Origin of the sequence: Litchfieldia sinesaloumensis (genome assembly GCF_900156865.1) — a bacterium.
Classification (GTDB): Bacteria; Bacillota; Bacilli; order Bacillales; family Bacillaceae_L; genus Ferdinandcohnia; species Ferdinandcohnia sinesaloumensis.
Window position 1 is genome coordinate 46,744 of the sequence record NZ_LT732529.1, and the last position, 26,054, is coordinate 72,797.

The window sequence follows — 26,054 nt, forward strand, 5'->3', positions numbered from 1 at the left end:
ATTAAGAACGATATCTGAATAAAAAACTGATTATTCTAAATAATATTATCATTTTGGAAGGATATAAAAGATATCAATAGAATATATGTAGGAATAGGAGGGTGATATGATGAATCCATTTACTAATGAGTTGGATGAAAAAACAGTAGCTACCTATCCACAACGGCCACATGGTGGCAAATTGGTGAATCGTGTTCTTACTGGAAAAGCACAGGAAGAAGCGAGGGATAGAGCAAAGCAATTGCCGATGATTATGGTGGATTTGGAGGCAGTCATTACACTTGAAATGATTGCAACAGGGGTATTGTCTCCTAATGAAGGATTTATGGATGAGGAGGACTACAAGTCAGTTTTGACAAAAGGTAGATTAAAAAATGGCGTGGTATGGCCTGTGCCGCTAAGTTTTGCCCCAATTGGAGAACGAAACAAGCAAGTGATTAAGACACTCTCGGTTGGAGATGAAGTTGCTCTTGCAGATGAAACGAGAGAGCCTGTTGCAATTCTTACATTAACCGATATTTTCCACTATGATCGAGAATTTCGGGCAACCCATTTATTTGGTACCAAAGACCGTAACCATCCTGGAGTAGATTCAATCTACCGTCGTATGGGTGATACAGCTTTGGCTGGACCCATTCAATTGCTTCGCAGGGTGCATTGGGGGCCGTTTGAAGAAATTCGAATGGAACCGAGAGAAACATGGGAACTCTTTTATGAAAAAAAGAAGTTTAAATCTGTTGGTGGTTTTATTACGGGGGCAAATCCTTTACATCGTGGGCATGAGTATATTCATAGAAATGCTTTGGAAGAGTTAGACGGTTTGTTTGTTCAACCACTTGTAGAAATGGCGAAACGTGAATACACAAGACATGAGTTTCGAGTCTTGTCTTACCGCAGTGTATTGGATACATATTATCCAAAAGAAAGAACAATCCTTGCACCATTAAGAGTTACATATATATTTGCAGGTCCAAGGGAAGCTGTTCTACATGCTTTAATTATGAAGAACTATGGATGTACACATGCATTAATCGGACGAGATCATGCTGGTATTGGTGATTATTACGATAAGTATGCCAGTCATACCATTTTTGACGAATTCACACCGGATGAATTAGGAATCGACATTCGTTTGTTCCACGAGGTATTCTATTGTACACGTTGTGACACGCAAGCTACTGAGCAAACATGTCCACATGATGAACAATACCGGATTAACATATCGGGTACAGGTATTCGGGAATTATTGCGTTATGGGGTGCTGCCACCTAAAGAAATCGTAAGACCGGAATCCGCTCGAATTGCCATGCAAGGTGTACAGCCAAAAGGCGTAGATGAGAATGAAATGGCAATTTCACCAGTTGGTAAAACGATAAAAAGTATTTTTCCATATTATTTAACTAGGACAAGGATAGGTGGTCCAAAACGTAGACAAATGCTTGATGTTGAGGATCTGACAATTGATGATTTAGAAACAGTGGTTATGGATGCGCGAGAAAATGCGGATAAAATATATAAAGATATTTTTGAAGAATTTAGTTATGTATCAGATACACTTCGTAGTGTTCAGCCTGATTGGATAGCAGCCGCTCGCGAAGCGATTTACCACCAACAAGAAATGGTGGTTGAGTATATAGAAGAGAAAGTTAATAAAGCCCTAGATAAAGCATCTGATGAATTTATGTATCAAGATAAATCAGAAGCAGAGCGCGAATTAGAAGTAGCACGAAAAATATTTGATGATATCCCGTCACCGCTTCGTGCAAAAGACCTGGAATATCGAATTTGGAATCCATTACCTTATAAACGTTACCGTGGTAGTGATGAGTAGATTTGGAACAAATAAAACCACTCGCAAAAAAGCGAGTGGTTTTTTCGATGAAAGAATTATCTTATAAAAAGTCTTTTCGTAGTTCTTCAGGTGACCTTGGTGAAATATAGCTTGGAGCTACATCAAATACAGTTTTAGCACCGAATTGCTTTTCTTGGCTTAGTCGGTATGCTGCTCTTGCATATGCAACTAATACCGCTGAAGTAAATTCAGGATTGCTGTCTAGCTTTAGTGAGAATTCGTAAACCTGCGTAGTGTCTTCACTTGTTTTTCCACCACGAATTACAAATCCACCATGTGGTGCTTTTGAGTGGTCACGGTTTAATTCTTCTTCCGAGATAAAATTCACTTCTGTATCATAATCAGCAAAATAGTTTGGCATTGTCTTGATTTCATTTTCGATGGCTGCTTTATCTGCGCCTTCTTCTGCAACGATATAACAAACACGGCGGTGTTTTTCAGCAGTAGATAGTTCTGGGTTGGAACCACTGCGAACCTTATCCATTGCATCCTCAGAAGGAATTGTATATTGTACACCGTTTTTAACGCCTTCCACACGTCTAATTGCATCAGAGTGTCCTTGGCTTAAACCTTTACCCCAGAATGTATAATTTTCTCCATTAGGTAAAATCGAATCAGCCATCACTCGGTTGATTGAGAATAAACCTGGGTCCCAACCTACTGAGATGATTGCAGTTGTATTCTTTGCAGCTTCATTAACGGATTGGTAAAACTCAGGGATTTTTGCATGTGTATCATAACTATCAACAGTATTAAACATACTTGCAAAATGCGGAGTTTGCTCAGGTAAGTCTGTAGCTGACCCTCCACATAGCAGCATAACATCAATCTTACCTTGATAATCACTTGCATTAGATATATGCTCAGCCTTTACATTCGGCTCATCAAGAACGAGTGTTTGTGGATCTCTTCTCGTAAATACTGCTACTAATTCCATGTCAGGAGATTGTTTAATAGCTTGAATTGCACCTTTTCCAAGATTACCGTAACCAACGATACCTAGTCTAATTTTGTTGCTCATATACATTTCTCCTTTACTCTGCATTACTATCAAAAAAATACTATATAAGATATAGTTTTAAACCAGTTCATTGGTCCATATACTTAACTTTTTTTGACACTATTTATAATAATAGAATTAATCCTAATATGCCAATATTTTTGTCGATAAATAGGAAGTTTTTTTAAGTTAAGCAAATTAAAGGAAAGTCAAAAATAGCTATGATATTGTTAAAGTCATATATCTGGTGAAGATAAGGAGTGTTTTCTTTTGTCACAGCAGGATTTTACACAAGGTTCGATTAAAAAGCAGCTGGTGCTCTTTGCTGGGCCGATTATGTTGACTAATTTACTTCAGGTATCCTATCAATTTATTGATAGCTTGTGGGTAGGGAATTTATTAGGAGCGAATGCACTTGGTGCAATAACAATCTCTTCTACTGTTGTGCTTACATTATTGGCGTTCATAATTGGAATTAATAATGCTACTTTAACGATTCTTTCACAACAAAAAGGGCTGAATAATAAACAAGGATTAAAAAAATATGTAAATGCATTTGTTGTTGTACTGTCAACTCTTTCCTTACTCGTTGGCTTGTTTGGATTCTCTTTTTCAAAGCAACTCTTAACGTTTTTAAATACGCCCGAACAAATGCTACATGAGGCTAGTATATACTTAGAAATCAATTTCCTCGGTATTTTGTTCATTATGGGTTATAACTTTATTGGTACAGTGCTAAGGGCATTAGGTGATAGCAGAACACCGTTACGATTTGTTTTTGTAGCAGTAGTACTGAATGCAATACTAGATCCATTATTCATTTTTGTCTTTGGATGGGGGATTCATGGTGCAGCATGGGCGACGGTGTTAGCACAGGGGATTTCTTTTTTATGGGCATTAGGTTACACGTTACGGTATAAGCTTGTTCCGTATATGGTTCCTAAATTGCCGAGTAAGGAAGAAATTTGGTTGATATTACGACTAGGTATTCCTGCAGGATTGCAGATGATGGTGATTTTTGCTGGAATTACTGCGATTCTTTCGGTTGTGAACTCCTTTGATGGTGCTGTTGTAGCAGGATTTGGTGCTTCTCAAAGAATTGATAGTTTAATAACCATCCCAGCAATGGCATTGGGGACGGCTGTGAATAGCATGGCAGGACAAAATATTGGTGCAAACAAGTGGGAGCGGGTCCGTCAAATTGCAATCTATGGAACAATTTTTAATGTTGTCGTTATGTTGTCAATCGCGTTAGTTGTATTCTTATTTGCCGAAGGATTTACGAAACTGTTTATCCAGGATAAGAATGCAGTTGCTTTTGGAACAGACTTCTTAAAAATTGTAGCGTTTTTTTATCCGTTCATCGGGCTTAATTTTATCCTGAATGGGATCGTGAGAGGAGCAGGTGCGATGTACCAGGTATTGGTGCTAAACATTTTATCTTTTTGGCTCCTTCGGTATCCGCTTACCTATTTTTGCTCGAGTCTTATTGGGCAGAATGGAATAGCACTAGGTATTGGAATAAGCTTTGTTATTAGTAGTATCTTTTCCTTTTCGTATTATAAATGGGGAGGGTGGAAGAAGAAGGAATTGTTTCGTTCTAGTGCGGAGTAAAATCCTTTTCATCGAAGCTATGAAGAGGAAACCGTAAGAAAGAAACGGATCAAATCCACTTCATCAAAGCTATGAAGGGGAAACACTGTAAAGAATAAGATGAATGAAGAACCCCATTCCTTTATCTGGATGAAAACAACGACAAATGCCTAACATTTGTCGTTGTTTAATTTCCCTATAGAAGACTAAAAAAGATGATGACCGCTAGTGGAACAAGGACAATTAAATAGCCAATTGGGTTACCAAAGTTGATTGTCCAACCCACACCAAAGCGTTTTTCAACGAAGATGGATGGATCCTGTCTATTGAAGTAAAAGAGTCCACCGACCCATTGTGAATCATCGTCATAATCCGATACCTCGGAATCAGTTTCCTCAATGTTTATCTTATCTGAACGCCCAACTTTTATAGCAAATGCTACTGTAGAGCCTAAAGTCACAATAAGGAAAAGGATTGGAGCTGTCATTACAATTGTACCGTCTATTAAGTTTGGATGAATCGTTCTTAATTGAAAGAAAGAAAACATCGCTGTTAGTAAAAATGTAGTTAAAAACATCAGCCAACTCGTATATTTACGCAAAGTAAGCTGTCTAATTCTCGAAGCAGCGGTAGCTGTAGCGTTTAATTTTATACCAGATTTCTTTGTGCCAACATGAATACCGACAAACATGACCTGCATGACTAAAAGAATCACTGGAAGTGAAACTGCAGATACAGGGGTCTTTTCAGTAAAAGCATCCGCTTCTCCGTTTATTCCCCAGTGCGTTGGAATTTGCTCTGGAAGGAGGTCGTATTGTACGATTGTATACCCGATCACACCGATTGTAATTAATATTGGTAATAGATAAACATACCATGGAAGCATCTCATCTTGAGCACGTACAGATAAGTCTGCAATTCTAACTTGTGTTTCTGTGTTTTTCCAGGTTTTTTTCAATTGATTTGTTTTACCATTGAAATAAAAATAGAGTGAAAAGCTGAAAAGGATTATGGCAAATTGAATAATTGTTCCAATAAGGACAGACTGCTCATCAACTGGGTTACTAGTTAGAACCCAAAGTGTATAACAAGCTAAGGTTATTAAGGATAGCAGCGATACGAGCATGGAATACTTCTTTTTATATGAAGTTAGGGTTGGATTATTGATCTGTTTTTCGGGAACTGTTACACCAAAAATCACGGTCCTTTTTACTAGAAATGGGATAGCCGTTTGAATGGCGATTACTATGACGGCAATAATAAGAAAGATAGCTAGAGTCATCTGTTTTCCTCCTTGTTTTTAGTGTTATTTATATCGTCAATAATAGAAGTGACTAGTTCTTCAATCCGTTTTTTAGGCATTCCTACAACGATTGATTCAGCAATTAACAATTTGTAATCCTCTTTTAACCTATAAAGTGAGGATTCGTTGAAATCCTGCGGGGATGAGATGATGGCTCCCGACTTAGGCACGATTCGAATGATTCCTTTTTTCTCAAGTTGATGATAGCTTTTATTAACGGTATGCATATTAATACCAAGGTCTGCAGCAAAAGCCCTTACGGAAGGTAAAGATTCGCCAGGTTGCAAGGAACCTATTGCAATACCTTCGATGATTTGATTCGTAATTTGTTGATAAATGGGGATATCTGATTCAGGCTCAATCTGTATAATCATCTACCTACCAGCCTTTCTTGGGACTATGAACTAGTCCTGTTTTATACCTAATCTGTTATATATTTATTATAACAAATCTGTTCTATTTTATCTATAACAATGTGAATGGAATGATTTGTTTATAAGAAACTACTTGACCTAAATTGTATTCCGCTGTTAAAATGGGTTAATTATATTAATATAGTATTTTGTATATGCTCGAGAATATGGCTCGATCGTTTCTACCAAGCTACCGTAAAAAGCTTGACTACAAAAGGTTTATCAGGATACATTGAGTATCCTCATATTCCCTTTTGAGTATGCCTTGGTAGATTAGCTCTATCAAGGCATTTTTTTGTTAAAATAAATTTAAATGGGGAATATACGACTATGAAAAACTTTTTCGAGTTCAGTCTACGGAAAACAACATATAAACAAGAATTTATCGGCGGGTTAACTACTTTTCTATCAATGGCATATATACTTGTTGTTAATCCGCTTGTACTAAGTGAATCTGGTATGGACAAGGGAGCGGTATTTACGGCGACTGCCATTACGGCTGTAATTGGTTCCTTGTTAATTGGGATACTTGCGAATTATCCAATTGGGATAGCACCCAGTATTGGTTTAAATTCATTTTTTACCTATTCAGTTGTTCTGGGGATGGGGATTCGCTGGGAAGTGGCCTTAACCGGTGTATTCATATCTGGTATTTTATTTGTGTTGCTTAGTGTATTAAAAATCCGTGAAAAAATAATTAATGTGATTCCACAGGATTTAAAATATGCGATTGCTGGCGGAATTGGATTCTTCGTGGCCTTTATTGGATTAAAGAATGCAAAAATTATTGTGGGTAGCGAAGCAACCTTTGTATCATTAGGAGAGTTAACATCAGGTTCAACTGGTCTTGCGTTGTTTGGGTTTATTATTACATCTGTTTTACTCGTGAGAGGTGTACGTGGTGGAATTTTTTATGGGATGGTCATTTCTTCAATTGTGGGAATGATTTTTGGGATTATTGAAAAACCAACTCAAATTATTGGAAGTATTCCAAGCCTTGAACCTACATTTGGTGTTGTTTTTACAGAGTTACCAAATGTTTTTACTCCTGAATTAATTATTGTTATTTTTACATTCTTATTTGTAGGATTCTTTGATACTGCAGGGACGTTAATCGCAGTGGCGAGTCAAGCTGGAATATTGAAAAATAACAAGATTCCGAATGCAGGACCTGCTTTATTGGCTGACTCTTCCTCTTCAGTTATTGGTTCGATTCTAGGAACGTCAACAACAGCATCCTTTATTGAATCAACAGCAGGTATTGCTGCAGGTGCGCGAACAGGTTTTGCTTCTATCGTTATCTCAGGTTTATTCTTTTTGTCGCTCTTTTTCTCACCATTATTAGCCGTGGTTACATCAGAAATCACTGCCCCAGCTTTAATTATAGTGGGGGCAATGATGGTTGCAGAGGTTCGACATATTAATTGGACGAAGTTAGATATTGCGATACCAGCATTTACAACAATTATCATGATGCCACTCACATTCAGTGTTGCAACAGGAATTGCTCTTGGATTTATCATGTACCCTGTTACCATGATAGCATTGGGAAGATATAAGCAAGTTCATCCGATTATGTATGTACTATTTGTTACGTTTATTGCCTATTTTATTTACCTATAAAATATACCCTCGCTAATTGCAGCGGGGGTTTTGTTTTTCCTTACAACATGTATTTTGTTAAAATATTCCTTAGTAGCTAAAATGAGAAAATTTCTGTCCATGAAGGAGGGCAGGGACGAGGGACCTGTCCCTCTGTCCCAAAATATGATGAGGATATTACTGGTTGAGGATGATAAAACGATTGCGTCTGGGTTAGATTATTCGTTGAAGCAGGATGAATATGAAACGATTGTTTGTCATAATGTCGAGGATGCAAGGAAGTTTATTGGTGAGAATTGGAACGGGATCGATTTGTTTTTATTTGACTTATCATTACCGGATGGTACGGGGTATGAGTTATGCGAGTTGGTGAAGAAACAGGGGGATAAGCCGGTTATTTTTTTAACGGCTTTAGATGATGAAGTCAATGTTGTCATGGGACTAGATATGGGAGCGGATGACTATATAACGAAGCCATTTCGTATTCGTGAGTTGCTTTCGCGGATTAAGTCGGTGTTCCGACGCTATAATGTCCAAGCTGCAACCCAGCCAAGAAATGTGATTGATATAGAAGATATTCGAATTAATACGTTAGAAGGAAAGGTATATAAAAAGGGGGAGGAGGTACTACTCACTGCGCTAGAGTATCGTCTATTCTTGATTTTCGCAAATCATATTGGGCAAGTCCTCACTCGTACGCAATTGCTTGATCGTATCTGGGATGTAGCAGGTGATTTTGTGAATGATAATACGTTGACCGTCTATATTAAGAGGTTGCGAGAAAAGCTCGAGGATGAGCCTCAAAGCCCAAAAATTATTAAAACAGTCCGTGGGATGGGCTATAAGGTCGGTGACTAATATGGTGCGTAATCGGGAAATTCAGTTATTTCTCCTATCACTAGTTACAATATCGATGGCTACAACCATTCTATCTTACTTTCTATTTTCTGGATGGGTTCCTCTCTATGTTTTTGTCACAACCATCCTGATTGCTGGATGTAGTTTGGTTTTTACAAGGTGGAGATATCGTGAAATAGAAAAGCTTTCAGGCTATTTAAGGAGGATAACGAGTGGCGATTACAGTTTAGATGTAAGGGATAATCATGAGGGTGAACTTAGCATTTTGAAAAGTGATATTTATAAAGTGACTTTGAAATTATCAGAGCACAGTGCACTATTACAACAGGATAAACGTAAACTTACAAATGCCATTTCTGATATTTCGCATCAATTAAAAACACCCCTTACATCAATGATGGTTATGGCTGATCTATTGGGGGATGCAAAACTAGATGATACAAAACGAGCTGAATTTACGAATAACATCCGGATTCAGTTAGAGAGAATAGAGTGGTTAGTATCTTCATTGTTAAAGCTTTCGAAAATAGATGCTGGGACGGTTTCTTTTAAAAAGGATACGATTTATGTATCTGAATTAATAGAACGTGTAGTTCATCCTGTTGCGGTGCCAATGGATATTAAACAGCAAAGCCTTCATATTTTAGGAGGCAAAGAGGTTACCTTTATTGGTGATTTTAATTGGACAGCAGAAGCACTAATTAATATTCTAAAGAACTGTGTCGAGCATACACAGGAAGGTGGAGACATCTCTATTTCATTTTCAGATAACACTCTATTTACCGAAATTATTATTGAAGATAACGGAAAAGGGATTGCTAAGGAAGACCTTCCCTATATTTTCAAGCGTTTTTATAAAGGAAAAAATGCAAGTGAAGATAGTGTAGGGATTGGCCTAGCAATGGCACATAGCATAGTTAATAGTCAACATGGAGATATTGAAGTGAAGAGTAAAATAGGAGAAGGGACCAAGTTTATTATAAAGTTCTATAAACAGGTTATCTAGTTGGGACAACGTAGTGAGTCCCTTGTATCCAATTGAAAGTGAATAAATTGTCACTTTGATAGTCACTTTAGAGTCATCTTAGGCAGATATACTAAAATCAACATCGAAATTATGGAGGTTTACGAATGAATATATTACAAATTGAAAATCTGTCTAAGGTATATGGAAAAGGTGATACAGCAGTTAAGGCACTTGATAATGTTTCTTTTTCAGTAAAAAAGGGAGAATTTGTTGCAATCATTGGTCCGTCTGGTTCAGGGAAATCAACATTACTACACCTACTTGGTGGTGTTGATCGACCATCTAGTGGTAAGGTTCTCATTGATAATACGGATATTTATGAATTAAATGAAACACAATTAGCGATTTTTAGAAGAAGACAAATCGGGTTAATCTATCAGTTTTACAACTTGATCCCTATTTTAACTGTAGAAGAAAACATCACATTACCTATGTTACTAGATGAGCATAAGGTAGATCCGAAGCAATTTGCGGATATCGTCAAAATTCTAGGTTTAGAACACCGCTTGAACCATCTACCTAACCAACTATCGGGTGGTCAGCAGCAGCGTGTTTCGATTGGGCGTGCTCTCATAAGTAATCCAGCCATTATGCTAGCAGATGAACCAACAGGTAATTTAGATAGTAAGAATAGTGGTGAAATCATTGAGCTTTTAAAAATGTTCAATAAAACCTTTAATCAAACCCTACTTGTGATTACCCATGATGAGCGAATCGCCCTTCAAGCTGACCGTGTCATTTCGATTGAAGATGGACGGATTGCGAAGGATGAGGTGATACGTCCATGAACATCATCAACAAACTGACACTTCGACATCTCAAGGAAAATAAACGAAGAACCCTTGTTACGGTTATTGGTGTCATCATTTCGGTTGCTATGATTACTGCGGTTGCGACTCTGGGTGTTTCGTTTTTAAACTTAATGATTCGCGACCATATTGCAGGGAATGGTGAATGGCATGTTAAATATAATGAAGTCAACGCAGAACAAATAAAGGCGATTGAAAAGGATAGCCAAACAAAGAAATTAGCTCTCTCAAAGAACCTTGGCTATGCAAACCTTGAAGGATCGAAAAATAAGAGTAAACCGTATTTGTTTTTTAAAGAATATAATACAGCGGGGTTTCAGCAATTTCCAATTGAGTTAGCAGAAGGACGGCTACCCTTAACAAATAATGAGGTTGTCATTTCTGAAGAAATTGCCACCAATGGTAAGGTGAACTATAACATCGGTGATCAATTAACCGTTGATATTGGTAAAAGGTTGGTTCTTGGAGAAGAACACCCACTAGGTCAGAATTACTCCCTGCAATTTGATGAAAATGGAGTAACAGAAGAACTTAAAATTGAAACAATGGCTACATTTACAATTGTAGGGACTATTAAACGACCAACCTGGGAACCAGCATGGTCACCAGGATATACTGTTATAAAATATGTAGATGAAAAAGCGTTAGGTACTACTCAAACCGTAGATGCGTTAGTTACATTAAAAAAAGTAAACGGATCGTTATATGACCATGCAGGGTCAATAGCAGAAAAGAATGAAATCAATTCTGTTTCGTTTAATGATGATTTACTACGTTATTATGGAGTCACGGATAATGATAACCTGCGTATGACTTTGTTTTCATTAGCGGGAATTGTCATGGGGGTAATCATAATTGGCTCGGTTGCGTTAATTTACAATGCCTTTGCCATTAGTGTTTCTGAGCGATCTAGGCACTTAGGTATGCTATCGAGTGTGGGTGCAACAAGGAAACAAAAACGAAACTCTGTCTTTTTTGAAGGCGCAGTGATTGGTGCAATTAGTATTCCAATAGGAATCTTTTCAGGAATCGCCGGAATAGGAATTACTTTCTATTTTGTTAATACCTATCTTACAAATGCATTAAATGTTACGGAGAAACTAACCGTTATTGTAACACCAGCTTCGATTTTAGTGGCGTGTTTGATTTCGATTGTCACGATATTTATTTCAACCTATGTACCTGCCAGAAAAGCTTCCAAGGTTTCTGCAATTGATGCTATTCGTCAAACACAGGATATCAGGTTGTCGAGTAGGGCAGTAAAAACGTCTAAACTGGTTCGTAAGCTTTTGGGAATGGAAGCAGAAATTGGATTGAAGAATCTAAAGCGGAATAAGAAAAGATACCGAGCGACGGTTTTTTCACTAGTAATAAGTATTGTCCTGTTTTTAACGGTTTCTTATTTTACAGGTAATCTGACTAAATCATTAGAAATGACTCAGGATGATATAAGTTTCGATATACAAGTAATTGGTAGTCATATGGGAAAAGAGGATTTACAGCCTTTGACATCTCTTTCGTATGTAACAGATTCGACTATCGTTCAAACAATTTCGTTAAGTGCTGTGATTGGTGTAAATCAACTTCCGACGGTTTTACAAGAACAGGTTGAAAATGATCCGTCCATCCTACAAGATGGGAAATTTAATTATTTTGTTAGATTGTATGGATTAGATGATAAAAGCTTCCAGACATACGTAGAAAAAATCGGGGCAGAATCTACACAATTTGAGAATGTAGAGGAACCAACTGCTATTCTTATTGATTATATTTCCTACCAAGATTATAGTACTGGGAAATTTATCGAAACAAAATCAATTCACACAAATGTAGGGGAAACATTTGATTTATACACCATTTCCTATGATGATCAAGAAGAGCAACAACTGGTGAATAAGATGACTATTGGCGCACTAACTGACCAGATTCCGATGGGCGTTTCGACTAGTAGTGCAGGTGGGATTGATTTGATTGTGTCAGAAGATGTCTTGAATCAGTTTGTTTCAAAAAATGAGAAACTTAAAAATGATATTCAAGCTGAATTATATATGAATTCATCAAATCCAATGGGTACGCAGGAAGAACTAGACAAAGTCACTGATTCCAATACTCATATATACAATGTCTTCCAGAGAAGACAAGAACAAGAGAATCTAATTGTGCTTATGTCTGTTTTCACCTATGGTTTTATATCATTAATTTCACTTATTTCAATAGCAAATATTTTTAATACGATTTCAACAAGCATCTCACTCCGGAAACGTGAATTTGCAATGTTACGTTCAGTGGGAATGACACCAAAAGGATTTAACAAGATGATCAATTACGAGAGCATCTTTTATGGTGTAAATGCACTTTTATATGGATTACCGATTAGCTTAGTCGTCATGTATTTAATCTATCTGTCACTTGGAAACACATTTGAATATGGATTTAGTCTTCCGTGGCTAAGTATCATTTTTGCCATATTCATTATTTTTATCATCGTAGGCGCAGCCATGATGTATTCTATACAAAAAATAAAGAAAGAAAACATAATAGATGGATTGAAACAGGAGAGTATTTAAGTCACACCCTCTATCAAAAGGGCTAGACCACATATGTGGTTTGGCTCTTTTTTGTATCCCCATAACCTTCTCGTTTTAAACGAATCACTTTAGAATGTTAATCACTATTTTAAACAGTGTTTTAGGAAGGAGTGGACGGAAGTTATTTGATATAATAAACTCTACACGTGTATAACTTGAACGTCATACCATCAAAAAGACTAAACATACATACTATGGAGGGGAAATATGAAACTCATTAGTGATTTTCTTTTAGAATATGATTTAGATCCTACACTAGTTAGATACCTTTCGGTTATCATCATGATTCTTTTTATCACATTTATTTGTATTGTAGCTAATTTTATAACCAAGAAGGTAATTATCCGAGTAATCACAGGGATTGTAAAAAGATCTAAATTCCGTTGGGACGATGTGCTTCTTGAACGAAAGGTATTCCGTAGACTGTCACATATAGTTCCAGCAATTATCATTCATACCTTCGCTCATAATTTCAAGGAGCCTTATGAGCAATTAATTGAGATGGGCGTCAATGTCTATGTCATTATTGTGGCATTAATCATCATTTCAAGTGTTTTAGATGCAGCAAATGATGTTTATCAAACCTATGAAATTTCTAAAACAAGGCCAATTAAAGGTTATATTCAAGTTGTTAAAATTATCGTAATCATATTTGGAGCCATTTTAGTTATTGCGAACCTTATGGGAAAGAGTCCTCTTATTCTGTTAAGTGGAATTGGTGCGTTATCTGCTGTATTCATGCTAGTTTTTAAAGATTCTTTATTAGGCTTAGTTGCTGGCATTCAGTTAACTTCCAATGATATGGTTCGAGTAGGTGACTGGATTGAAATGGCGAAGTATGGGGCAGATGGTGACATTATCGATATCTCTTTAAATACAGTTAAGGTACAAAATTTCGATAAAACCATTACGACGATTCCAAGTTATGCTCTTATCTCTGATTCATTTATCAACTGGAGAGGCATGCAGAACTCCGGTGGACGTAGGATTAAACGATCATTATTTATTGATACAGCTACTATTTCGTTTTGTACGGAAGAACTGATAGAAAAGTTTAAAAATGTCCACTATCTAGCGGATTATATTACGCATAGAGAACATGAAATTGAAGAATACAACGAGAAGAATCATATCAATCGTAGCAATCCAGTGAACGGAAGAGCTCTAACGAATATTGGAGTATTTAGAGCGTATATTAGCAATTATCTTCAAAACCATCCTGGCATCCATAAAGAGATGACATTAATAGTTCGACAGCTAGCTCCTACAGAGAATGGGCTGCCACTTGAAATCTATGCATTTACGAATGATGTAAGATGGGATGTATACGAAACGATACAAGCTGATATATTTGACCATCTCTTTGCAGTTGCACAAGAGTTTGGGCTACGTGTATTCCAAAATCCATCAGGAAATGATTTGAGAACACTAAAGCTAGAATCAGAAGAAAGTGGAAAAATGAAAAGCACAGAAAATTAAAGCGGGAGTGGGACACAGGGACAGGTACGTTGTCCCACTTTTTTTGAGGAGATAATGCCTTCTATTTTACACAAGGAGAAGAACATGAAAGCAAAGTTTATTTTTATTTTAGTCATGCTTATTTTTGGTAGCATTGGTTTGTTTGTTCGGAATATTGACCTCTCATCGAGCGAAATCGCTTTATTTAGAGGTGTAATTGGAAGCTTAGTTTTAATCCTAGCTAGTTACATAGTAAAACAGAAGTTTACTCTACGTATTTCCAAACGAAATCTTATTTTACTACTCCTATCAGGAGCTGCTCTGGGCTTTAATTGGATTTTTCTATTTGAGTCATATCGTTATACAACGATTTCTAATGCAACGCTAAGTTACTACTTTGCTCCAGTATTTGTAATGATTCTTGCACCATTGTTGCTGAAGGAAAAGTGGACCTGGTTAAAAGGGATTAGTATCGCACTTGCATTTTTTGGATTGCTTTTGGTTGTTAACCCAGGAACTGAATCAATCGTAGGAATGTACAATCATCCGGTTGGTATTATGTATGGTTTATTAGCTGCAGCCCTTTATGCAAGTGTGATTTTAATGAATAAATTTATCAAAGATCTGTCAGATTTCAACACAACGATTATGCAGCTTTTGACAGCTTCTCTTATCTTACTTCCGTACGTGCTAACTACGGTAAATGTAAATTACTCTGGCTTAAGTATAAAATCAATCAGTCTCTTACTTATAGTAGGGATGATTCATACGGGACTTGCATACCTTTTATACTTTTCAGTATTAAAGAAATTAAAGGGGCAGACAATAGCTGTACTAAGTTATATTGATCCGATTTCTGCTGTGCTTTTGGCAGCGGTTATACTAAATGAAAACATGAACGTTGTACAAATGGTTGGTGGAATTCTAATCTTGGGTTCTACTTTCATTAGTGAAGTAAATTGGAGAAGGGTTATGGTGTCGAAAAACAACTGATAAATCATGCTCATTACAAAATACAGTTGTCCTAGGGAGGGGTAATTTGGATTTTTTAGTGAAAAGAAACTGGAGAATTATAAAAGAAATCATAGCCGGACTAAAGAAAAGTTGGAGAACATTTCGTAGTTTGAGAACTAGGCGTGAACGAGTAAGAATGTTCCCGCTTCTATATTCTAACGTCGTCTTCCTGCTAGGATTTCTTGCAAGTTGGTACGTTAGCATTCTATTTATTGGGGTAGGAATTTTTATGGGTATTTTCCTAGGTATAACAAACCGACCTCATTATTTTTTCTTATTGCTATTACCGTTTGTTGGACTAATAACATTAAAACTTACACAGTTGTATTGGACCCGTTTATATCCGCGCTATCGAAAAGAGTATATTCAGACCCTCGAATTTACTTTACAAGAGAAAAGTGGAGAGCGTGATGGGCAGGAACTGTAGAGTGAAAAGTTAGGAGCGGAATATAAACAAATATGAAATTATGAATTTTAAGGATAAGAATTTGAAGGGACTCTCTAAAAGTAAAGGAGAGCCCCTTTTTTCTATTTTATAATGTCATCAATTATCCCATATTCTTTTGCTTCTAGAGCACTCATGTAGTAGTCACGTTCGGTATCTTTGGCGATTTTTTCTACAGGTTGGCCAGTACGCTCTGACATAATTCGATTGACATGCTCACGCAGTTTGAGGATGCGTTTGGCTGAAATATCAATCTCAGTTGCCTGCCCACGGGCACCACCTAAAGGTTGATGGATCATAATCTCACTATTCGGAAGTGCAAACCTTTTCCCTTTTGTACCGGCTAGTAAGAGAAGAGCCCCAAAGGATGCAGCCATCCCTGTACAAATGGTTCGTACGTCCGGCTTAATATACTGCATTGTATCAAAAATAGCAAACCCTGCAGATGTTGAGCCGCCAGGACTGTTGATATAAATTGAAATATCCTTATTAGGGTCATCCGCTGCTAAAAATAATAACTGTGCTACGATACTATTTGCCACGGCATCATTTATTTCGTCTCCAATTAAAATAATTCGATCTTTTAAAAGCCTTGAGTAAATATCATATGATCGTTCACCACGACTTGATTGTTCAATCACATATGGGATTGTTCCCATCTTAAACCCTCCTTTATTTTGCTTGTATTGGATTATGCAGCTATAGAGACGGTTCTTGAAGTACATTTAAAACGACTTGGTCTTTGCATTATGCAACTAGGACTCTGATTTTTGGAAATCGCATGAATAGTAGGAAGGTTCCTGATAATGATGGAAGGATCTTGAGTTCTAAAAGAATCATGGAATATTTTTTGGATTTTCTCTTTGTCCTGTTCGGACCAATACTTCTCGATTACTGTATTTCTTTCTATTTCCTCATTATTGGCAAGTCTGTGTTTTGCTCGATAAATTGTGGCTTTAACAGCTGTTTCATTTATTTTGAGAGACTTTGCTATTTCAGAAGTTTGAAAATTGAACCCTTCCTTTAAAACAAAAATAGTTGCTTGCTTCGGAGTTAGCTTTTGCATGATTTGCTGTATAACATCAAAACGCAAATCTGTATGATGGGTTTCTTCATATCCAGAATCAGGAATCTCCTTAATTAACTCTTTGTTACGTTTACGGATAGTATCAATCCACTCATTTCGAGCGATTTTATTTAATAAAGGTGTAGAGATAGTAGATTGGTGTCGATAATGTTTCCAAGCCTTAATTAAAGATTCCTGAACGAGATCCTCACTATCCCAGCAATTATGGGATAGAAACTGGCAATACTGTCGAAGCTTCGGATAAAACTCTTTGAGGTTTTCTTCGTTAAATGGTTCCTGCTGTTCCTCAAAATCCTCTGAACAATGCCTAAGTTTACTATACAAAACAATCACTCCTTCAACGCGTCTCTACTTAATTAAACGAATATAAGCTTAGAAAAAGATACGGGGTAAGAAAATTTTATTTGTAGTTGTTAGATTAATTCGATTATATGTGAGATGAAATTCTTCAACAATAAATGATTAAGGATTATTGTTATAATATACAAAAAGTAAAAAGGTGAACTCATTATGTTACGAAAACTTTCTCAGGATAAGCATCGGCAACCATACAATGGGCCAATTACAATCACAAGAATCCAAACAGGTGATATCTTAGATAGAGAGACCGATGATTTTGCATTCGGACCTTTAAGTATCATTGATCATGCAGTTATGAAGAAAGGTTTAACAATAAAGATGCATGAACATGTGAATGATGAAATCTTAAGTTATGTATGGCAAGGTACCATGCATCATAGGGATTCTTCTGGTTTGGAGGCCGCTGTGACTCCTGGCAACTTAATGTTGATGAATGCAGGAAAAAGCTTTTGGCATGAAGAAAAAGTTAAAAATGCACATGTCGAGATGCTTCAAATTTTTGTTCGACCACAAAAAACAAATCTAGAACCAACCATTCAATTCCATACTAAGCCTGTGAGAAATCATGATTGGTATTTGATGGTAGGTCCGGAAGGCAGTAAGGCACCCCTAATCGTTAGACAAAATGTATATATATTTGATGCACACCTGAAACAAGGTGAACAATTAGATGTCCCTGTTTATCATGGATTAAAGCCATTTCTATACGTAGTGGATGGTGAACTTACTGTTGGTGGCTTAACGATTCGAAAGATGGAGGCTGTGACGAATCTGAAGGAGGAGTTGCCTTCTATTCTGGCGGTAGCTGAAACAAGCGTTGTATTATTTTTAGTTGACATGGATGCAGAAGCGTCCTTGAAAGGTACTATTAGCGGGAAGGAATTTCCTCGTCCTAAAAGATGAAAAGGAAAATCTTGTGCTCCAAGTTTTTTGCCGCAAGAGCAAGGTCTTCTTTCAGTAATTACAAGCCGCTTCCACACTTCGTTAGAGGAGACTCAAGCTACAAGCCTGGGGAAGGCATCCACCTGAAGTGGAAATCGATGGTATATAAACAACAAAGTTTATAAAATAGCCTATTTTTAAAATAGTGTTGACAATCTACCAACAGGAGCGTATTGTATATTTTATAACTAAATATTTCGAAATTTTCTTATCCAGAGAGGTGGAGGGACTGGCCCTTTGATACCTCGGCAGCGGACTATTAAAGTACTGTGCCAATTCCAGTAGCAAAAAGCTAGAAGATAAGAAGAGCGGTACTTTCATTATATTCAACCCTCTTCTTGTTATCTAGAAGAGGGTTTTTGTTATGAATGAAAAAGTGCAAGACCCCGTACATAGCATCTATTTGGGCATTGACCCGAAATAAACAAACTAGGAGATGGGTAAAATTGACAAAGACATTAGTAAAGACACCATTTAGAGCAGATCATGTAGGAAGTTTATTACGTCCCGAGAGTATTCATAAAGCTAGAAAAGAATTTCAAGCAGGAGAAATTAGTGCACAGGAGCTTCATAATATCGAAACAGAGGAAATTAAAAAAATCGTAGATAAACAAATTGAAGTTGGCCTCCAAGCCGTAACAGACGGAGAGTTCCGACGTAGATTTTGGCATACTGATTTCTTGGAGCATTTAAACGGTGTTGAAGGTTATGTTCCGGAAACTGGATTTAAATTCAAAGGTGAAGAAACAGAACGATATGATGTGCGAGTTACTGGTAAGATTTCATTTAATCCAGACCACCCACATGTGAAAGATTTCATTCTGTTTAAAGACATTGTAGGGGATCGTGCGGTTGCGAAACAAACAATTCCAAGTCCAAATCAATTGTTTAATGCAGGTATTCGTAACAAGGAAATTTATCCAAACCTTGAAGACTACGCTACAGATATTATCCAAACATATCGCGATGCTATTAAAGCTTTTTACGAGGCTGGTTGTCGTTACCTACAACTTGATGATGTTTATATAGCAGGACTGAATGCACCGGAAATTCCTTTTAATGATAGTGGTTCTAGTCGGGAGGAACTAATTGAATTAGCATTAAAGGTAGCGAATGGTGTCCTGGAAGGTAAACCGGAAGATTTAACAATTACAACGCACCTGTGCCGTGGGAATTACCGCTCTCATTGGGCATTCGAGGGTAGCTACGCAAAAATTGCACCTACGCTTTTTACAAAAGAGAAAGTGGATGGCTTTTTCTTAGAATACGATGATGATCGTTCAGGAGATTTCACTCCGCTAGAGTATATACCAAATGATGGTCCTCGTGTAGTTCTAGGTGTGTTTACATCTAAGCGTGGAGAATTAGAGGCAAAAGAAAATATAATTGCACGTGTGAAAGAAGCATCTCAATTTGTACCACTTGAAAATTTATGCATTAGCCCACAATGTGGATTTGCTTCAACCCATCATGGCAATATTTTAACTGAAGATGAGCAATGGGCGAAACTAAAGTATATTGTAGATATTTCAAAAGAAATCTGGGGATAAAAAAGTGGAGTGAACACTAATTGTTCACTCCCATTCCATCTTTTTTTTAACATTAAACCAAGTAAACATAGGTGAAAACTAAATATTAATATGTAGGGGGATTGTAATATGAATAAAAAATGGTCTTGGTCAGTATTTTTTCTTGCTATTGTTTCATTGGTGATTGTAGGGTGTAGCAGTGATAATTCTTCAGGTGCATCATCTGATTCTAATAAAAAAATTCGAATTAGTTTTAATCCTGGTCCATATAGTGACCAGTTTAAGAAAGGTGTAGCCCCTTCCCTTGAGGAAAAAGGATACACGATTGAATACAAGGAATTTACAGATGGTATTCAACCAAATGTGGCGGTTGCAAATGGTGAACTTGATGCAAATGCCCATCAACATACATTTTATCTTGATTCAATTAATGAAAGAGAAAAGCTTGATTTGACTGGTGCCGTTCAAATACCGACACCGCCGATGGGATTATATTCGAAAAAGCATAGTAGCTTAGAAGATGTAGCGGATGGTGCACAAATAAATGTACCTAATGAGCCACCCAACTTACTTCGTGCTTTAACGATTTTACATGAGATTGGCTGGATTACGATTAACGATGATATTGACCCTCTACAGGCATCCTTAAATGACATTAAATCGAATCCACATAATTTAGATTTTGTCATGACGGATCCTGCTCAAGGTCCACGTGCACTTGAGGATGTAGATTTTGCTGCAATCCAAGGGAACTTTGCAGTAGCAAACAATATTAAACTGACAACTGCCCTTGCTCATGAAAATATGACCGATCCCAATGTTGTCATTGTGGCTGTGGATAAAAAGAACCTAGATAAACCGTTTGTGAAAGACCTAGTCGAAGCCTACCATTCAGAAGAGTTTAAGGAGTATATCCTCTCAAACCCAGATTATGAAGGCTACCACTTACCAAAATATTTTAATGAATAAACGAGTACAACATACTATTTTTCTTCGATGAAAGGAGCCGTTCAGTTTGAATTTCAAAGCGTCCACAATAGTTGAAAGGTTACCGATCCATTATTTTAGTTCTCTGCATGAAAAAGTAGCCGCTTATCAGGAGAAAGGAATCGATATTATTAATTTGGCAAACGGCTTCCCTGATTTGCCGACACCAGAAACGATAGTTGGGGCATTGAAGGACGCTGTAGATAATAAGGAAAACCATGGCTATCCCTCATTTTATGGTAAAGAAAAAATGAGGGAAGCCGTTGCAAAGTTTTATAGACGGGAATATGGGGTGGAATTAAATCCTGAAACAGAAGTTATGGTCTTTCAAGGTTCAGGTATTGGAATTACAGGAATTCCCCAATCACTGCTGAACCCAGGAGATTATCTTCTTACTACAGATCCTGCTTATCCTGCATATAAAGTAGCCGCTGCTCTTTCAAAAGCAAATTACTATGCCATCCCTGTTCATGAACAGGATGGCTTTTTACCAGATTATACCTATGTACCAGAGGAGATTGCACAGAAGGTAAAATTATTAATCTTAAATTATCCAAACAATCCTACAGGAGCACTCGCAACTCCTGAGTTTTTTAAAGAGAGCATTGCTTTTGCGGCAAAGAACGGTTTTCCAATTCTTCATGATTTTGCATACGGGGCTTTTGGCTTTGATGGCAAGAAACCAATCAGTCTGCTACAAATCCCTGGAGGAAAAGAGTATGGGATTGAAACATATAGTGCTTCGAAAACCTTTAATATGGCAGGATGGCGCTTTGGATTTGCAGTAGGGAATGGATCCATCATCGAAGCATTTAAACGATTTCATTCACATTCGTATAGCACGGTATTTGGAGCCATTCAGGATGCAGCGATTACGGCTCTCAATGCTCCGCAGGATAATATTGATAGACTGAGAGATTTATATGAACAACGCCGAAACGTTTTCGTGCGTGAGTTACGTCAGATTGGGTGGGATGTTTCATATCCACAAGGAACATTCTTTGCATGGTTAAAAGTACCCGAAGGATTTACATCAAAAACATTTACCGAGCTCCTTTTTGAGAAGGCACATGTAGCGGTTGCTCCGGGAGAAGGTTTTGGAGAATATGGTTCCTCTTATGTTCGTGTAAGTTTAGCAAATAAAGAAGAGATATTGCTTGAGGCTGTTAAGAGGATATCAAAATTAGAGATTTTTAACTAACGGAGGGAAATTTGATGATCGAGATAAAGGATGTTTTTAAAACATATCTACGAAAAGGTATATCCAATGAAGCCCTCCGTGGCGTATCTCTTTCTGTTGAAGAAGGGGATATATTTGGTGTTATTGGTTACAGTGGTGCAGGTAAAAGTACATTAATTCGGATGGTGAACCGATTGGAAAGCCCTACAAGCGGTCGCGTATTTGTTGGTGGTGAACCACTTGACCAATATAGTGAAAAAGAATTGCGAGAGGTAAAAAAAAGAATTGGGATGATTTTCCAACACTTTAATCTTCTTGAAACGAAGACTGTCTTTGATAATATCGCACTTCCAATGATTCTATCAAAGAAAAACAAAATAGAAATTCAAAACCGTGTGATGGAATTATTGGATTTCGTAGGACTAAGAGATAAAGCTGAAAGCTATCCAAAGGAATTATCTGGCGGACAAAAACAAAGAGTGGGGATTGCACGTGCTTTAGCAAACAATCCTTCGATTTTACTATGTGATGAGGCGACTTCGGCACTTGACCCTCAAACAACGCAATCTATACTGGAAATTCTGAAAAAAATAAATGAAGAATATAAAATTACCATTNTTCGAAAAAGCATAGTAGCTTAGAAGATGTAGCGGATGGTGCACAAATAAATGTACCTAATGAGCCACCCAACTTACTTCGTGCTTTAACGATTTTACATGAGATTGGCTGGATTACGATTAACGATGATATTGACCCTCTACAGGCATCCTTAAATGACATTAAATCGAATCCACATAATTTAGATTTTGTCATGACGGATCCTGCTCAAGGTCCACGTGCACTTGAGGATGTAGATTTTGCTGCAATCCAAGGGAACTTTGCAGTAGCAAACAATATTAAACTGACAACTGCCCTTGCTCATGAAAATATGACCGATCCCAATGTTGTCATTGTGGCTGTGGATAAAAAGAACCTAGATAAACCGTTTGTGAAAGACCTAGTCGAAGCCTACCATTCAGAAGAGTTTAAGGAGTATATCCTCTCAAACCCAGATTATGAAGGCTACCACTTACCAAAATATTTTAATGAATAAACGAGTACAACATACTATTTTTCTTCGATGAAAGGAGCCGTTCAGTTTGAATTTCAAAGCGTCCACAATAGTTGAAAGGTTACCGATCCATTATTTTAGTTCTCTGCATGAAAAAGTAGCCGCTTATCAGGAGAAAGGAATCGATATTATTAATTTGGCAAACGGCTTCCCTGATTTGCCGACACCAGAAACGATAGTTGGGGCATTGAAGGACGCTGTAGATAATAAGGAAAACCATGGCTATCCCTCATTTTATGGTAAAGAAAAAATGAGGGAAGCCGTTGCAAAGTTTTATAGACGGGAATATGGGGTGGAATTAAATCCTGAAACAGAAGTTATGGTCTTTCAAGGTTCAGGTATTGGAATTACAGGAATTCCCCAATCACTGCTGAACCCAGGAGATTATCTTCTTACTACAGATCCTGCTTATCCTGCATATAAAGTAGCCGCTGCTCTTTCAAAAGCAAATTACTATGCCATCCCTGTTCATGAACAGGATGGCTTTTTACCAGATTATACCTATGTACCAGAGGAGATTGCACAGAAGGTAAAATTATTAATCTTAAATTATCCAAACAATCCTACAGGAGCACTCGCAACTCCTGAGTTTTTTAAAGAGAGCATTGCTTTTGCGGCAAAGAACGGTTTTCCAATTCTTCATGATTTTGCATACGGGGCTTTTGGCTTTGATGGCAAGAAACCAATCAGTCTGCTACAAATCCCTGGAGGAAAAGAGTATGGGATTGAAACATATAGTGCTTCGAAAACCTTTAATATGGCAGGATGGCGCTTTGGATTTGCAGTAGGGAATGGATCCATCATCGAAGCATTTAAACGATTTCATTCACATTCGTATAGCACGGTATTTGGAGCCATTCAGGATGCAGCGATTACGGCTCTCAATGCTCCGCAGGATAATATTGATAGACTGAGAGATTTATATGAACAACGCCGAAACGTTTTCGTGCGTGAGTTACGTCAGATTGGGTGGGATGTTTCATATCCACAAGGAACATTCTTTGCATGGTTAAAAGTACCCGAAGGATTTACATCAAAAACATTTACCGAGCTCCTTTTTGAGAAGGCACATGTAGCGGTTGCTCCGGGAGAAGGTTTTGGAGAATATGGTTCCTCTTATGTTCGTGTAAGTTTAGCAAATAAAGAAGAGATATTGCTTGAGGCTGTTAAGAGGATATCAAAATTAGAGATTTTTAACTAACGGAGGGAAATTTGATGATCGAGATAAAGGATGTTTTTAAAACATATCTACGAAAAGGTATATCCAATGAAGCCCTCCGTGGCGTATCTCTTTCTGTTGAAGAAGGGGATATATTTGGTGTTATTGGTTACAGTGGTGCAGGTAAAAGTACATTAATTCGGATGGTGAACCGATTGGAAAGCCCTACAAGCGGTCGCGTATTTGTTGGTGGTGAACCACTTGACCAATATAGTGAAAAAGAATTGCGAGAGGTAAAAAAAAGAATTGGGATGATTTTCCAACACTTTAATCTTCTTGAAACGAAGACTGTCTTTGATAATATCGCACTTCCAATGATTCTATCAAAGAAAAACAAAATAGAAATTCAAAACCGTGTGATGGAATTATTGGATTTCGTAGGACTAAGAGATAAAGCTGAAAGCTATCCAAAGGAATTATCTGGCGGACAAAAACAAAGAGTGGGGATTGCACGTGCTTTAGCAAACAATCCTTCGATTTTACTATGTGATGAGGCGACTTCGGCACTTGACCCTCAAACAACGCAATCTATACTGGAAATTCTGAAAAAAATAAATGAAGAATATAAAATTACCATTATGATTATTACACATGAAATGAGTGTTATACAGAAGATTTGTAACAAAGTGGCAGTAATGGAAAATGGGAGAATCATTGAGCAAGGGAACGTGCTAGACGTTTTTGGCAATCCACAACATCAAACGACAAAAAGTTTTGTAGAGACAGTGATTCATAATTCAATCCCAAACAGCGTGCTCAAGGCGATACAAACAAATGGAAAGCAGCATATCTATAGATTGAAATTTGTTGGAAGTTCCGCATCAGAGCCAATCTTGACGAATTTAATCCGTAATTATGAAATTGAGGTAAATACGTTATTTGCCACAATGACAGAAATTCAGGATACGACACTTGGAAATATGATTATCAATATGGATGGCAACCATTTAGTGATAAATCAGGCTGTTTCATATTTAAGGAATCAGGGTGTACTTGTAGAGGAGATGGAGAATGTTGAATACAATCATTACTTTGGATCAACTAATTCAAGCGCTTTATGAAACAGTAGTAATGGTAGGAATATCATTGTTAATTGGTGGATTAATTGGGATTGTAATTGGGATTACGCTTGTAGTGACAAGACCAGGTGGGTTGATACCAAATACTTTTATCTATCATCTAATGAACCCAATCGTGAACATATTTAGATCTTTGCCATTCATTATTTTACTTGTTGCAATCATCCCTTTTACACGTATGATTGTTAATACTTCAATTGGAACGAGTGCTGCTATTGTACCATTAACGATTTTCATAGCCCCTTATATTGGTCGACTTGTTGAAAACTCGTTGCTCGAAGTGAACCCAGGGATCATGGAGGCAGCAGATTCAATGGGGGCAACACCTTTTCAGGTGATCTGGTATTTTATGTTACCAGAGGCGTTTGGCTCGCTCATATTAACAATGACTACTGCAACGATTGGATTAATTGGAGCGACTGCGATGGCTGGTACTGTTGGTGGCGGAGGTATTGGAGACCTAGCCATTTCTTATGGGTATCAACGCTTTGATACATTTACAATTATTGTGACCGTTGCCATTTTGGTTATCGTTGTCCAAGCCATTCAGTCGATAGGGAATGTATTAGCACGGAAAGCACGTCGCGATTAAAAGGCA

22 protein-coding genes, 1 pseudogene and 2 riboswitches are annotated in these 26,054 nt (G+C 37.3%); of the genes and pseudogenes, 18 read left to right on the forward strand and 5 right to left on the reverse strand.

The window, feature by feature from the left end; translation table 11 throughout:
- The first annotated feature begins 109 nt into the window (after positions 1–109).
- A complete protein-coding gene (locus CZ490_RS00285) occupies positions 110–1,831 on the forward strand; it encodes a sulfate adenylyltransferase (RefSeq protein WP_077616998.1) in 1,722 nt (573 codons plus the stop codon).
- A 61-nt stretch (positions 1,832–1,892) separates the two neighbouring features.
- Here the strand turns inward: CZ490_RS00285 and CZ490_RS00290 are convergent, their stop codons facing one another.
- Positions 1,893–2,873: a diaminopimelate dehydrogenase gene (locus tag CZ490_RS00290; RefSeq protein WP_077616999.1), complete on the reverse strand. Its 981-nt coding sequence runs from the start codon at positions 2,871–2,873 to the stop codon at positions 1,893–1,895.
- A gap of 249 nt (positions 2,874–3,122) precedes the next feature.
- On the opposite strand from CZ490_RS00290, the gene CZ490_RS00295 reads away from it, so the two are divergent.
- On the forward strand, positions 3,123–4,466 hold the full coding sequence (locus CZ490_RS00295) for an MATE family efflux transporter (protein WP_142255313.1): 1,344 nt from the start codon (positions 3,123–3,125) through the stop codon (positions 4,464–4,466).
- A 175-nt stretch (positions 4,467–4,641) separates the two neighbouring features.
- Here CZ490_RS00295 and CZ490_RS00300 read toward each other — a convergent pair whose 3' ends face one another.
- On the reverse strand, positions 4,642–5,727 hold the full coding sequence (locus CZ490_RS00300; protein ID WP_077617000.1) for a DUF1648 domain-containing protein: 1,086 nt from the start codon (positions 5,725–5,727) through the stop codon (positions 4,642–4,644).
- Entirely contained in the window at positions 5,724–6,122 is a 399-nt protein-coding gene (locus tag CZ490_RS00305) for a GntR family transcriptional regulator (RefSeq protein WP_077617001.1), read from the reverse strand. The genes CZ490_RS00300 and CZ490_RS00305 overlap by 4 nt, the downstream gene beginning before the upstream one ends.
- Positions 6,123–6,290: 168 nt before the next feature.
- Positions 6,291–6,392: riboswitch (purine riboswitch) on the forward strand.
- A 99-nt stretch (positions 6,393–6,491) separates the two neighbouring features.
- Between CZ490_RS00305 and CZ490_RS00310 the strand changes: the two genes are divergently transcribed.
- From CZ490_RS00310 to CZ490_RS00340, 7 genes are all read left to right on the forward strand, one after another.
- Entirely contained in the window at positions 6,492–7,784 is a 1,293-nt protein-coding gene (locus tag CZ490_RS00310; RefSeq protein ID WP_077617002.1) for an NCS2 family permease, read from the forward strand.
- 147 nt (positions 7,785–7,931) lie between these two features.
- Positions 7,932–8,621, forward strand: coding sequence for a response regulator transcription factor (locus tag CZ490_RS00315; protein ID WP_077620890.1), 690 nt, complete (start codon positions 7,932–7,934; stop codon positions 8,619–8,621).
- Between the two features lies 1 nt (position 8,622).
- The gene (locus CZ490_RS00320; protein ID WP_077617003.1) at positions 8,623–9,627 is read left to right on the forward strand and encodes a sensor histidine kinase; all 1,005 of its coding nucleotides are present in this window, start codon (positions 8,623–8,625) and stop codon (positions 9,625–9,627) included.
- Between the two features lie 125 nt (positions 9,628–9,752).
- Complete coding sequence (locus tag CZ490_RS00325) at positions 9,753–10,436, forward strand: ABC transporter ATP-binding protein (protein ID WP_077617004.1); 684 nt, start codon at positions 9,753–9,755, stop codon at positions 10,434–10,436.
- Positions 10,433–13,024: an FtsX-like permease family protein gene (locus tag CZ490_RS00330; RefSeq protein ID WP_077617005.1), complete on the forward strand. Its 2,592-nt coding sequence runs from the start codon at positions 10,433–10,435 to the stop codon at positions 13,022–13,024. Before CZ490_RS00325 ends, CZ490_RS00330 begins: the two co-directional genes overlap by 4 nt.
- A gap of 228 nt (positions 13,025–13,252) precedes the next feature.
- Positions 13,253–14,524 (forward strand): mechanosensitive ion channel family protein, encoded by a 1,272-nt coding sequence (locus tag CZ490_RS00335; protein ID WP_077617006.1) that lies wholly within the window; start codon positions 13,253–13,255, stop codon positions 14,522–14,524.
- Between the two features lie 84 nt (positions 14,525–14,608).
- Positions 14,609–15,496 (forward strand): DMT family transporter, encoded by an 888-nt coding sequence (locus tag CZ490_RS00340; RefSeq protein ID WP_077617007.1) that lies wholly within the window; start codon positions 14,609–14,611, stop codon positions 15,494–15,496.
- Positions 15,497–16,045: 549 nt separating this feature from the next.
- Here the strand turns inward: CZ490_RS00340 and clpP are convergent.
- Positions 16,046–16,621 (reverse strand): ATP-dependent Clp endopeptidase proteolytic subunit ClpP, encoded by a 576-nt coding sequence (clpP, locus tag CZ490_RS00350; protein WP_077617009.1) that lies wholly within the window; start codon positions 16,619–16,621, stop codon positions 16,046–16,048.
- A gap of 32 nt (positions 16,622–16,653) precedes the next feature.
- On the reverse strand, positions 16,654–17,373 hold the full coding sequence (locus tag CZ490_RS00355) for a sigma-70 family RNA polymerase sigma factor (protein ID WP_159439878.1): 720 nt from the start codon (positions 17,371–17,373) through the stop codon (positions 16,654–16,656).
- 186 nt (positions 17,374–17,559) lie between these two features.
- On the opposite strand from CZ490_RS00355, the gene CZ490_RS00360 reads away from it, so the two are divergent.
- From CZ490_RS00360 to CZ490_RS00400, 9 genes and pseudogenes are all read left to right on the forward strand, one after another.
- Positions 17,560–18,312, forward strand: a complete 753-nt coding sequence (locus CZ490_RS00360) for a pirin family protein (protein WP_077617011.1) — start codon at positions 17,560–17,562, stop codon at positions 18,310–18,312.
- Positions 18,313–18,556: 244 nt separating this feature from the next.
- Positions 18,557–18,657, forward strand: a riboswitch (SAM riboswitch).
- 140 nt (positions 18,658–18,797) lie between these two features.
- Entirely contained in the window at positions 18,798–19,901 is a 1,104-nt protein-coding gene (locus tag CZ490_RS00365; RefSeq protein WP_077617012.1) for a 5-methyltetrahydropteroyltriglutamate--homocysteine S-methyltransferase, read from the forward strand.
- A gap of 108 nt (positions 19,902–20,009) precedes the next feature.
- Complete coding sequence (locus CZ490_RS00370; RefSeq protein WP_077617013.1) at positions 20,010–20,849, forward strand: MetQ/NlpA family ABC transporter substrate-binding protein; 840 nt, start codon at positions 20,010–20,012, stop codon at positions 20,847–20,849.
- Positions 20,850–20,895: 46 nt separating this feature from the next.
- Entirely contained in the window at positions 20,896–22,068 is a 1,173-nt protein-coding gene (locus CZ490_RS00375) for an aminotransferase class I/II-fold pyridoxal phosphate-dependent enzyme (RefSeq protein ID WP_077617014.1), read from the forward strand.
- Positions 22,069–22,082: 14 nt separating this feature from the next.
- Positions 22,083–22,664, forward strand: a pseudogene (locus tag CZ490_RS00380) (methionine ABC transporter ATP-binding protein); the annotation flags it as partial.
- Positions 22,665–22,711: 47 nt separating this feature from the next.
- Positions 22,712–23,140: a MetQ/NlpA family ABC transporter substrate-binding protein gene (locus tag CZ490_RS00385; RefSeq protein WP_077617016.1), complete on the forward strand. Its 429-nt coding sequence runs from the start codon at positions 22,712–22,714 to the stop codon at positions 23,138–23,140.
- A 46-nt stretch (positions 23,141–23,186) separates the two neighbouring features.
- Positions 23,187–24,359, forward strand: coding sequence for an aminotransferase class I/II-fold pyridoxal phosphate-dependent enzyme (locus CZ490_RS00390; RefSeq protein WP_077617014.1), 1,173 nt, complete (start codon positions 23,187–23,189; stop codon positions 24,357–24,359).
- 14 nt (positions 24,360–24,373) lie between these two features.
- Entirely contained in the window at positions 24,374–25,438 is a 1,065-nt protein-coding gene (locus tag CZ490_RS00395) for a methionine ABC transporter ATP-binding protein (protein ID WP_077617017.1), read from the forward strand.
- Positions 25,389–26,048, forward strand: coding sequence for a methionine ABC transporter permease (locus tag CZ490_RS00400; RefSeq protein WP_077617018.1), 660 nt, complete (start codon positions 25,389–25,391; stop codon positions 26,046–26,048). The genes CZ490_RS00395 and CZ490_RS00400 overlap by 50 nt, the downstream gene beginning before the upstream one ends.
- The last annotated feature ends 6 nt before the right edge of the window (positions 26,049–26,054 follow it).